Raw genomic sequence first — 9,969 nt, 5'->3', positions numbered from 1 at the left:
CGACAAATCGATGCCGCCCGTGATGATCACGAATCCCTCGCCGATCGCAAACAACCCGAACAAGCCGATGAGGTTCGCCGTGTTCGAAAGATTCGCCGGCGAGATGAAACGCGGGTTGATGATCGCCTGCGCTCCTGAAGAACTGCCGGCGTTTGGCCAACTTATTGGCGCGGCGTTCGAGGATATCGAGGATCGCAATTTCTTCTGCCATGACTATCTCCTTTCCTGCATATTGAGTAATTAACCGTACGGCGCCATTCGAAGTGCACAGCCGAGTTAAAGCAGCGGCTGCACCTTGCAACAAGGAGCCGTGATGCATGAGACATGAGGATGAGGTAATGAAGACAGGCCGGAGCGATGAAGCCCTGATGCCATCAGGACGGCTGATCTTCACGTAGCTAAATACGCGGGCCTGAGATGAAACGGATGCACCCGGTCGCGAATATATTTCTGTTTCTTTCCGGTAGCGACATGGACGAGTGCGCGGGCAGTTGTCTTTGTTGCAATGCGCAACGTAGATAAACGCGTTTATCGATGTGCAAAAACGGCGCGCCGGAGGCCCACTCGATGACCGGAGTTCGTGACGTTCACGGCACTGCGGATTGGCCCTCCGCCCTTCCGATGGTAGAATGCCGTCCGCCTGGCGGGGTGATGAAATTGGTAAACATAGCGGACTTAAAATCCGCCGCCTAACGGCTTGCCGGTTCAAGTCCGGTCCCCGCTACCAGCACCCGATACGGCTTTGGGAAGACGGGCGGACGCCACTGCCGCCTGTGCCTGCTATCGTTTCCGGGCGATTCTGCCAATGCCCGCCGACTGAAGTAGACTGCGCGTCTTATCGAGCGTCTCTATTAGCGCGAGCCCACATGAAACATCGAAGCCTCTACACGGTTGCCGCTGCCGCCGTTCTCGCCTGTACCGCCGGATGCACGACGGGGTATCAGAACGCTCAGCAATGCAAGGCGAAGATGGTCGAGACCTATCCCGCTTCCAGCCCGAAGCTCGACTATGAGATTCCGCGTGTTTCCTATCGCGGGACGCGCGTGGTAGTGGAAGGCACTTACATTCTGAGAGTTGCGCCAGCGGGCGCGACACCGATCAAGACCACGAAAACCCCTGTGCCAGCCGCGGTGGAATGCACCTTTGACGGCGATCAGATGCGCACATTCCAGTGGCTCGCGCCGGCCACGCTCGCCGCGAAATATCCCTTGAAGCCGGATCAGGCCGACACGGATTGACGCCGTTCCCGGACGTGCTCATTCCCGGGCGCGCGCATAAAGATGCAGCGCGTCGAGCACGCGGTCGAATTCCAGGGATTTATCGAAGAAATGGCGCACGCCGTATTGCAGGCAGCGCTCGCGGTAGGCCGGCAACGCATGGTTGGTCAGCACGGCGGCGAAGGTTGAATCGGTGATGCCGGTGCGTTGCAAATAAGAAAGAACCTCGATGCCCGAGCCGCTCTTCAACTGCAAGTCGACGATCACCGCGTCGAATGCCGCCGAAGCCAGCAGCGCAATCGCGCCTTCAGGCGTATCGGCCCAGGCACTCACTTTCAGCTCGCCGGACGCATCGATGGCCTCCACGAGGCTGCGCCGGATCAACGGCGAATCCTCGATCAGCAACACGCTCAGCGGCCGCTTCTGTGCAAGCCTGGTTTCATCGGCGATCGTTTGTTGGCCCACGGCGGGCATCCTCCTGCTTCCTACTCGATCAATCCGTTCTTGATCGCGTAATACGTAAGATCGGCGTTATTCGCGAGGCGCATTTTTTCGAGAACGCGCGCGCGGTACGTGCTGATCGTCTTCACCGACAAATGCAGCTCGTCCGCAATTTCAGTCGGCAGTTGTCCGCCGGCAAGCTTGCAAAAAATCTGGAACTCGCGCTCCGATAAGGCCTCGTGTGGCCGCTCCGCAGCGGGCTTTTCGAGCTTGTCCGCGAGTGCATCGGCGATGAATTCCGACAAGTACCGGTGCCCGCGCGCGACCGTGCGAATGGCGCGCACGATTTCGTCGGGTGCAGCATCCTTGTTCAGATAACCATTGGCGCCGGCGCGCAGCAGGTTGATGGCGTACTGGCTCTCCGGATAGCCCGAAAGCATCAGCACACCCTGCTCCGGGCGAATCTGCTTGATCACGCGCAGCGTGTCAATGCCGTTTTTATCCGGCATCGCAATGTCCAGCAGCACCACATCGAACGCGCTCTCACGCACGAGCGCGATAGTCTCGTCCCCGGTGGACGCTTCGCCTGCCACTTCCATGTCGGGTTCGTCGGCAACGAATTGCCGGAACCCGCTTCGCACGATTGCGTGATCGTCCGCTATCAACACTCGAATCATCTGCGCTGCCCGCGGCCGTTTTATATTTGCACCATTGTACTGACGGCGCGCGGCGGAAATCATTCCGCCGCGCGCCGTCTTTCGCTTTCAGTCGTCCGTTACTTCAACGCCCTGTCAACCGTCGAGGCCGTCGAGCAGGTCGGCCATGTCGTCGGCGTGTTCTTCTTCGACTGCCAGAATCTCCTCGAAGATACGGCGCGTGGTGACATCCTTCTCGCCGAGATACCGGATGATTTCCCGATACGTATCAATGGCGATGCGCTCGGCGATCAAATTCTCACGAATCATGTCGATAAGGTTGCCACCCTCCTTGTATTCCGAATGCGAACGCGAAGCCAGGCTGTCTGGCGCGAAGTTCGGCTCGCCACCCAACTGGACGATTCGTTCGGCGAGGGTATCGGCGTGTTCCTGCTCTTCGGTCGCATGTTCGGCGAACTCGCTCGCGACGGCTTCCGAATGGATGCCCTTCGCCATGAAGTAGTGACGCTTGTAGCGCAGCGTGCACACGATCTCGGTCGCGAGCGCGTCGTTCAGCAGCTTCAGCACGACATCCTTGTCAGCGCCATAGCTGGATGTAACGGGACCGTCGTCCATGTGTTGACGTGCGTCGGCGCGGATCTTCTCCACATCCAGCACAAACGGATCAGACTTCTGACCGGCCTCGTTGGGTTGGACCGGTGCAGCCTTTACAGCAGACGATTTCGACATTGATGTGCTCCAGATTTGGGGTTCTAATTTCAGCGATTGGACGGGATCCGGACGCGTGCCGGGATGAATAAACGGCTTAAGCGGCGCGTCTACGGTCGCTGTGTTTATCGTTCGCATACGGCGTGCCTGGTCATCATGTCCGGAACACACCCAGCAGCAAGGTAACGACAAACACCACGAGAAAAATGTAGAAGAGAATCTTTGCGATTTCGGCGGCGCCCGCAGCAATCCCCGTGAAACCGAACACCGCGGCAATGATCGCAATGACAAAGAAAATGACGGCGTAGTGAAGCATGGTGACCTCTCCGTCCGATGGAGCGTTCCGGGCGTCGGGTTCGCAAAGTCGGCTTCGTTGAGTCCCCTTGCGAACCACCGGCCGCATCGAAGAAACGAGCGGGCGCTAGTCGACTATTTTCTTCGTCACTACAAAGCCGAGCACGAGGAACACCACGCAGACGATCAGGAACAGCACGAACAGGAACTTGGCAATCCCGGCCGCACCCGCTGCAACGCCGGTGAAGCCAAGCAGACCGGCAACGACGGCGATAATCGCGAAAAACAATGCCCACTTCAACATGATCGGTTCCCCATAGAGTTGGTCTTGATGACCGGATGGTAGCGGCGAGTCGGCCGGCTTCCATCTGGACGCTGGCCGGTTTTGCTGTAGGACGGCGCCGACAAACGCTTTCAAATGTCTTGGGTTGCCGTGTTTCACGATGATTCAGCGGCCCCGACCGACTCGGAAAGTTACACTGGCTACATAAAAACCCGGCGATCCTTATGACTTCCTCTTTGCACGACGGCAGCAAGGCGCCCCCGGCCCCGAGCTTCGCGCGCCATGCAGCCCGGCTGAACGCGCGCATCAACGGCTGGATGCGCCGTTGGAGCTGGGCCGTCGCGATGACCGTGGCCATCGTGATCACGGTTGGCGGTCTCGTGATCCTCGAGTCCGGCCGCATGCGCATCGCCGCGGAGTACGAGACCGCGCTCGAGGCCAAAGGCGCGACCACCTTGTTGACGGCGCTAAACGGTGACATTGCGTCACTCACCGCCGACGAGCGCGCATTCCATTCGGCGCCGGACGCGGCGACTCTCGTGGACTACAACGCTGCGGCGGCCCGCATACGCAACTCGGTGGCATTGCTGGACGCCTATTACCGTCGCAAGGCCGACGATACTGCGCTTACCAGTTTCCGGCAGCTCAGCACCATCCTCGATGCACGCATCAAGGCCGGCCTGAACGCGCAGGCCGCCTCCACCTCGGACACGCTCGACACCACCCTCGCCCTGTTGCGCCTCAACGAGGAAAATCGCGCACAATCCGCGCTCGATGCAAGCCGCGCCGACCAGCGCATTTCCACGTTTTGCGTGGGCGCGTTGTGTGCGCTCAACATCGTGTTGTTCTTGCTTCTGTTTCGCAACCTCGGCATCCAGCTCGACAAGCAGGACCGCGTGCAGCAGAAACTCATCACGCAACAGGAAGAGCTTGACCAACTCGTCTTCGAGCGCACGCGCCAACTCGAAGCGCTCGCGTGGCATCTGCAATCGGTGAGTGAAAACGAGAAGACGGAACTCGCCCGCGAACTTCACGACGAACTCGGCTCGATTCTTACGGCAAGCAAGATGGATGTTGCCTGGGTCAACAACAAGCTGAAAAGCGTGGAACCCGCAATGGCCGAAAAACTCGGCCGCGCCTTGGCCAACCTGGATCAGGGTATTGCGCTGAAGCGGCGGATCATCGAAGACATGCGCCCTACCGTGCTCGCGAACTTCGGTCTTGTCACGGCGCTTCGCACCCTTGCCGACGAGACCGCGCAACGCACCGGCTGGACGCTCGACCTCGCGTTGCCTGAAGACGACATCAAGCTTGGCGAGGAAGTGGAGATCGCGTTGTTCCGCGTCGCGCAGGAGTCGCTCACGAATGCCGCGAAGTACGCGCGGGCAACGCGGGTATCGATTGCATTGGCGCTCGACGATGAGCGCGTGTCCATGCATGTCGCCGATGACGGCGTCGGCATCCGGCCGGAGGATCTGCTGCGCACACGCACGCACGGGCTTCTCGGCATGCGGCAGCGGGTGAGCGCGCGCGGCGGGCGCATCGAGATCGAGCGGCGAGAACCGCATGGCACCGATATCCGCGTGACCATGCCCCGCGTACGCAATTTTACGGCGTGACATTGGCTGATTTGAGTCATGTAGGACAGCGCCGACACAAGTTACAGAGCTGGCCTACACGATAAAAACATCCGCACCTACAGCCTGCGGACGGCCAATTTTTTAAGATTCTTCAGACCGGTGTGGTCGATCGAAACGAAGCCGCCAACCATGATTCAGGCGAAGACGTTTCAAGGGTCGCTCGTAACCAAAGCCACGATGTGTTAGCTAATACGCTGAATGGCCGGGATTCGGACTTCGGGCAAGGTTTTTCGGCTTATCGACAATAGGCCAGTTGCCTATATCAATCGCAGCATACTCAAGGGGAATCGCTCATGACTCGTCTCATCGCTTTGCTGTTGATCGCAGGAACCGCAGCACTCGCAGGTTGCAACACGACGGCGGGCGCCGGTCAGGATATTTCGAAGGCGGGCAACGCGCTCACGAACTCGGCCGACAAGCACGGCGCGGAATGATGTGAACGGATCGCGGCGCGTAATTGATTCAGCGCGCCGGGAACGCGATGCATATGTGAAAAAAGAGCCTCCTCGGAGGCTCTTTTTTCGTCTTGCGCTCGAACCTCAAACCAGCCCGCGCCGCTTGTAATCGAACCAGAACGACAACCCCACGCTCGCCAGGATGATCAGCGTCGCCATGACGGTCCACTTCGTGATCACCTCGCCCAGGAACACCGCGCCGATAACCACGGCCACGACCGGATTCACGTACATGCAACTGCTCGCGATAATCGGGCTCGTGTGACGGATCAGGTATGCATACGCCACGTAGGCGGCCATCGAACCGACGAGCATGAGGTAGAGATACGACAGGAACGGCGTGAACGCCATGCTCACGATGCGCTCACCCGATACCCACGCCACGATGGTCGCCATCAGCCCGCCCAGGCCGATCTGCAAGGCAGTCGACACCAGCAGATCCGAAGGCAGCTTGAGACGGCTCGCGAGATGAGAGCCGCCGGCCCAGAAGACCGCGCCGCAAAGAATAGCCAGGCTGCCTGCCGTGGAACCGGAAGACGGATCGCCATGATTGAGCAATGCAATGCCGACCAGCCCGAGCCCGACCGCGACCCATTCGCCCTTCGCCACCTTGCGCCCCGCAATGGCGGCGATGACCGTAGCAAACAGCGGCACGGTCGCGACCATCACGGCGGCCGTTCCGGTTTCGACCGTACGCATGCCGAACGCGAGCATCCCGCTCGATAAACCCACAAGCAACGTTCCGACCAGCGCCGCGTTGCGGACTTCGGCGGCTTTCGGCCAGACCGGATTGCGCCGCGCCGCAAAAATGAACAAGCCGATGCCGGCGAACAGATTGCGCAATCCGGAAAGCATCAGCGGAGGAAAGGCTTCCAGCGACAAGTGCACGGCCATGTAGGTGGAGCCCCAGACCAGATAGACCACGAACAGCGCGAGCGCAATGCGCCCGCCTCTCGTTGCTGGAAGCCGGAAGGGGAAATAGCCGGGCAGGTTGAACGGACGGCGCTGAGGCGGCGCCGTATCAGGCGAAAAAGCATCTGGTTGCGTCGCGCCCGTCTCCTGGGTATCGGCGGTGGACTGCGGAAACGGCAACACGTCCGCCGAAGTCTGCGTCGCGGGCGAAATGTACTGCGAAGAAGACGAAGGCGCAGGTGTCGATGAAGACTGCGGCGGCGGCAACGACGTGGACATCCGTTACTCCGCGCCGCTGGCAGTATCGGCAGGCCGTGCGGCCCAATCCGAAGAAATGCTCGGAACCGCCGGCATCGATCCGGCCGGAAGGAACCGGGGACCCGATGAACGGCGCGCATGCCGCTCGAATATCGCGGCAAAACGGGCAAGGCAGAACAACATGTCGGAAGCAGCAAAAAAGGGTCGGGCATCACCATGCCGAAGCTCGGAACCCGCTCGAAAGCCGGCACGAACCGCCGCGCGCTTGAGGTGACACCGGGCAGCACGAAAATATTCGGGGCGCATCCGGGAAAACACCATGACAGCACGCAGTGGACGCCATTATGCAGTAAGCGCCGCGCGCTTTCGCGAGATCGTTACAGATGGTTGCCAACACGCTACGCCGGGGTGTATTGTTGCGGCTGCTAACGCGGGGGTCCTGCGCTGCACATCGCAATCTGTCTGTCGGGATTGTCCGTGTGTCGCGGGTGAGAAATACCCTTTGAACCTGATCTGGATAATGCCAGCGCAGGGAAGCGTTCGGATTTTGCCGCGCCGGGGTCTTTCTCTTTCTTCTCGCGCATCCTCGCCAAATCCGCCGCCTTCTCTCTCTGCTTTTTCGTCGGTCTCCCGTTGCTAGCGTTTGGCTCAGCCGACTGTGCGCGTGCTTTCGATCGTTCTGCGATCGTCTTGCGAATTTCTTGTACGCGCGCCAGCCGGCTGGGAACACCGTCCCCATAGCAACCATCTGCATGGGACCGGACTGAGCGCCCAAGCGCCCAGTCCGGTCGACACAGGAGAAACCGCATGAACGCCAACCCGAAATTCCTGTCTGCTGACGCCGTCGTCGACGCCGCCGCCATCGCCCCGCTGCCCAATTCGCGCAAGATCTACGTGACGGGCTCTCGTCCCGACATCCGCGTGCCGATGCGCGAAATCACGCAATCCGACACGAACGAAAGTTTCGGCAGCGAGAAAAACCCGCCGGTGTATGTCTACGATACCTCCGGCGCTTACTCCGATCCGGAGGCCAGCATCGATATCCGCTCGGGCCTGCCGGCGTTGCGCCAGGCGTGGATAGAAGAACGCGGCGATACCGAATCGCTCAGCGGCCTCTCCAGCGATTTCGGCCGTGAACGCGCCGCCGATCCTGCCACCGCGGACTTGCGTTTCAAGGGTTTGCACCGCACGCCGCGCCGTGCGGTAGCGGGCAAGAACGTCTCGCAGATGCACTACGCGCGACAGGGCATCATCACGCCGGAAATGGAGTTCGTCGCGATCCGCGAGAACCAGCGCCGCGCGGAATATCTTGAATCGCTGAGGACAAGCGGTCCGAACGGTGAAAAACTCGCGGCAATGATGGGCCGGCAGCATCCCGGGCAGGCTTTCGGCGCGAAGGCGTTCGGCGAAGGTGCGCCGAAGGAAATCACTGCCGAGTTCGTGCGCGAGGAGATCGCCCGCGGCCGCGCGATCATCCCGAACAACATCAACCACCCGGAAAGCGAGCCGATGATCATCGGGCGCAATTTCCTGGTGAAGATCAACGCGAACATCGGCAATTCAGCGGTGACATCATCGATTGGCGAGGAAGTCGACAAGATGACGTGGTCGATCCGCTGGGGCGGCGACACGGTCATGGATCTCTCGACCGGCAAGCACATTCATGAAACGCGGGAATGGATCATCCGCAATAGCCCGGTGCCGATCGGCACGGTGCCGATCTATCAGGCGCTGGAAAAAGTGAACGGCAAGGCCGAAGACCTGACGTGGGAAATTTTCCGCGACACGCTGATTGAACAGGCCGAACAGGGCGTCGACTATTTCACGATTCACGCGGGCGTCTTGCTGCGCTACGTGCCGATGACCGCGAACCGCATGACCGGCATCGTCTCGCGCGGCGGCTCGATCATGGCGAAATGGTGTCTCGCGCATCACAAGGAGAGCTTTCTCTACGAGCACTTCGAGGACATCTGCGAAATCATGAAAGCCTACGACGTCAGCTTCTCGCTCGGCGATGGCCTGCGCCCCGGGTCCATCTACGACGCCAACGACGAAGCCCAGCTCGGCGAACTCAAGACGCTTGGCGAGCTGACGCAGATCGCGTGGAAGCACGACGTGCAGGTGATGATCGAAGGTCCGGGCCATGTGCCGATGCAGCTCATCAAGGAGAACATGGACCTGCAACTCGACTGGTGCGACGAAGCGCCGTTCTACACGCTCGGGCCGCTCACCACCGACATTGCGCCGGGTTACGACCACATCACGTCGGGCATTGGCGCCGCGATGATCGGCTGGTTCGGCACTGCCATGCTCTGCTACGTCACGCCAAAGGAACATCTGGGCCTGCCGAACAAAGACGACGTGAAGACCGGGATCATCACGTACAAGCTCGCCGCCCATGCGGCTGACCTGGCCAAGGGTCATCCGGGCGCGCAGGTGCGGGACAATGCGTTGTCGAAAGCGCGTTTCGAATTCCGGTGGGACGACCAGTTCAACCTCGGCCTCGACCCGGACAAGGCGCGCGAATTCCACGACGAAACCCTGCCGAAGGACTCCGCCAAGGTCGCGCATTTCTGTTCGATGTGCGGCCCGCATTTCTGCTCGATGAAAATCACTCAGGACGTGCGTGAATATGCGGCTAAACAGGGGGTGTCGGATATCGAGGCGTTGAAGCAAGGCATGCAGACCAAGGCCATCGAGTTCGTAAAGAAAGGCTCGGAGATTTACCAACGGACTTAAAGCCGACGCAGGACCAAGTAGAAACGGCCCGCCACATGCGAATGTGGCGGGCCATTTGCTTTGTTCTGCGGAATAACCCGATCAGGCACTGTTTCTGCTCTCTGATTGAAAGAATCGGCGGGACCTGTTTTGTCGTCCGGGGAGGATGCGAGACAAGAACACGCCGATTCCGCGACACCTGTCACACCTTCTTGATTTATCGATTTGGAGAGTTGAAATGAACAAGATCAAACAGATTGGCGCTGCTGCTCTCGTGGTCGCACTTCTTGGCGGCCTGTCCGCCTGCGATCAAATGAGCACCCGTCAACGCGATACTGCCGCGCCAGCCACGCCGCCTACGCCAGCGCCAACGGCAGTATCGCGTTA

The 9,969-nt window shown here is 60.0% G+C and carries 11 protein-coding genes, 1 tRNA gene, 1 pseudogene and 1 riboswitch; of the genes and pseudogenes, 6 read left to right on the top strand and 7 right to left on the bottom strand.

Going from position 1 to position 9,969, the window contains the following annotated elements:
• Positions 1–198, bottom strand: a pseudogene (locus ACRXB1_RS21445) (hypothetical protein); the annotation flags it as partial.
• Positions 199–642: 444 nt separating this feature from the next.
• Here ACRXB1_RS21445 and ACRXB1_RS21440 point away from each other — a divergent pair.
• Together ACRXB1_RS21440 and ACRXB1_RS21435 are read left to right on the top strand one after the other, a co-directional pair.
• Positions 643–727 (top strand) — tRNA-Leu (locus ACRXB1_RS21440).
• 139 nt (positions 728–866) lie between these two features.
• Positions 867–1,238, top strand: coding sequence for a hypothetical protein (locus tag ACRXB1_RS21435; protein ID WP_061999024.1), 372 nt, complete (start codon positions 867–869; stop codon positions 1,236–1,238).
• A gap of 18 nt (positions 1,239–1,256) precedes the next feature.
• Here the strand turns inward: ACRXB1_RS21435 and ACRXB1_RS21430 are convergent, their stop codons facing one another.
• The 5 genes from ACRXB1_RS21430 to ACRXB1_RS21410 all read right to left on the bottom strand — a co-directional run bounded on the left by ACRXB1_RS21430 (position 1,257) and on the right by ACRXB1_RS21410 (position 3,620).
• A complete protein-coding gene (locus ACRXB1_RS21430; RefSeq protein WP_449493143.1) occupies positions 1,257–1,682 on the bottom strand; it encodes a response regulator in 426 nt (141 codons plus the stop codon).
• Between the two features lie 20 nt (positions 1,683–1,702).
• Positions 1,703–2,335 carry a response regulator gene (locus ACRXB1_RS21425; RefSeq protein WP_061999022.1) on the bottom strand — a complete coding sequence of 211 codons (633 nt, stop codon included), beginning with the start codon at positions 2,333–2,335 and terminating at the stop codon, positions 1,703–1,705.
• 114 nt (positions 2,336–2,449) lie between these two features.
• Positions 2,450–3,043, bottom strand: coding sequence for a ferritin-like domain-containing protein (locus ACRXB1_RS21420; protein ID WP_375508803.1), 594 nt, complete (start codon positions 3,041–3,043; stop codon positions 2,450–2,452).
• 133 nt (positions 3,044–3,176) lie between these two features.
• Complete coding sequence (locus ACRXB1_RS21415) at positions 3,177–3,338, bottom strand: DUF1328 domain-containing protein (protein WP_075360550.1); 162 nt, start codon at positions 3,336–3,338, stop codon at positions 3,177–3,179.
• A 105-nt stretch (positions 3,339–3,443) separates the two neighbouring features.
• The gene (locus ACRXB1_RS21410; RefSeq protein ID WP_075360549.1) at positions 3,444–3,620 is read right to left on the bottom strand and encodes a DUF1328 family protein; all 177 of its coding nucleotides are present in this window, start codon (positions 3,618–3,620) and stop codon (positions 3,444–3,446) included.
• A gap of 203 nt (positions 3,621–3,823) precedes the next feature.
• Between ACRXB1_RS21410 and ACRXB1_RS21405 the strand changes: the two genes are divergently transcribed.
• Entirely contained in the window at positions 3,824–5,218 is a 1,395-nt protein-coding gene (locus ACRXB1_RS21405) for an ATP-binding protein (RefSeq protein ID WP_449493142.1), read from the top strand.
• A 314-nt stretch (positions 5,219–5,532) separates the two neighbouring features.
• Positions 5,533–5,673 carry an entericidin A/B family lipoprotein gene (locus ACRXB1_RS21400; RefSeq protein WP_056352444.1) on the top strand — a complete coding sequence of 47 codons (141 nt, stop codon included), beginning with the start codon at positions 5,533–5,535 and terminating at the stop codon, positions 5,671–5,673.
• Between the two features lie 105 nt (positions 5,674–5,778).
• Here ACRXB1_RS21400 and ACRXB1_RS21395 read toward each other — a convergent pair whose 3' ends face one another.
• Positions 5,779–6,885 carry an EamA family transporter gene (locus tag ACRXB1_RS21395; RefSeq protein WP_449493141.1) on the bottom strand — a complete coding sequence of 369 codons (1,107 nt, stop codon included), beginning with the start codon at positions 6,883–6,885 and terminating at the stop codon, positions 5,779–5,781.
• Positions 6,886–7,002: 117 nt separating this feature from the next.
• Here ACRXB1_RS21395 and ACRXB1_RS21390 point away from each other — a divergent pair, with 117 nt between their 5' ends.
• Together ACRXB1_RS21390 and thiC are read left to right on the top strand one after the other, a co-directional pair.
• The gene (locus tag ACRXB1_RS21390) at positions 7,003–7,293 is read left to right on the top strand and encodes a hypothetical protein (protein WP_174363442.1); all 291 of its coding nucleotides are present in this window, start codon (positions 7,003–7,005) and stop codon (positions 7,291–7,293) included.
• Positions 7,287–7,417, top strand: a riboswitch (TPP riboswitch). Its footprint overlaps the gene before it by 7 nt.
• 254 nt (positions 7,418–7,671) lie before the next feature.
• Positions 7,672–9,603 carry a phosphomethylpyrimidine synthase ThiC gene (gene thiC / locus ACRXB1_RS21385; RefSeq protein WP_062169721.1) on the top strand — a complete coding sequence of 644 codons (1,932 nt, stop codon included), beginning with the start codon at positions 7,672–7,674 and terminating at the stop codon, positions 9,601–9,603.
• Positions 9,604–9,969: the final 366 nt, after the last annotated feature.

It is taken from the genome of Caballeronia sp. M23-90, from assembly GCF_053574605.1.
Note: the sequence above shows the minus strand (reverse complement) of the source record. Positions and strands in the feature narration are given on the sequence as shown.

Bases quoted from the DNA above. Each gene is read 5' to 3' on its own strand.
- ACRXB1_RS21435 (WP_061999024.1), top strand. From the start codon at position 867: ATGAAACATCGAAGCCTCTACACGGTTGCCGCTGCCGCCGTTCTCGCC.
- ACRXB1_RS21425 (WP_061999022.1), bottom strand. From the start codon at position 2,335: ATGATTCGAGTGTTGATAGCGGACGATCACGCAATCGTGCGAAGCGGG.
- ACRXB1_RS21420 (WP_375508803.1), bottom strand. From the start codon at position 3,043: ATGTCGAAATCGTCTGCTGTAAAGGCTGCACCGGTCCAACCCAACGAG.
- ACRXB1_RS21415 (WP_075360550.1), bottom strand. From the start codon at position 3,338: ATGCTTCACTACGCCGTCATTTTCTTTGTCATTGCGATCATTGCCGCG.
- ACRXB1_RS21410 (WP_075360549.1), bottom strand. From the start codon at position 3,620: ATGTTGAAGTGGGCATTGTTTTTCGCGATTATCGCCGTCGTTGCCGGT.
- ACRXB1_RS21405 (WP_449493142.1), top strand. From the start codon at position 3,824: ATGACTTCCTCTTTGCACGACGGCAGCAAGGCGCCCCCGGCCCCGAGC.
- ACRXB1_RS21400 (WP_056352444.1), top strand. From the start codon at position 5,533: ATGACTCGTCTCATCGCTTTGCTGTTGATCGCAGGAACCGCAGCACTC.
- ACRXB1_RS21395 (WP_449493141.1), bottom strand. From the start codon at position 6,885: ATGTCCACGTCGTTGCCGCCGCCGCAGTCTTCATCGACACCTGCGCCT.
- ACRXB1_RS21390 (WP_174363442.1), top strand. From the start codon at position 7,003: ATGCCGCTCGAATATCGCGGCAAAACGGGCAAGGCAGAACAACATGTC.
- thiC (WP_062169721.1), top strand. From the start codon at position 7,672: ATGAACGCCAACCCGAAATTCCTGTCTGCTGACGCCGTCGTCGACGCC.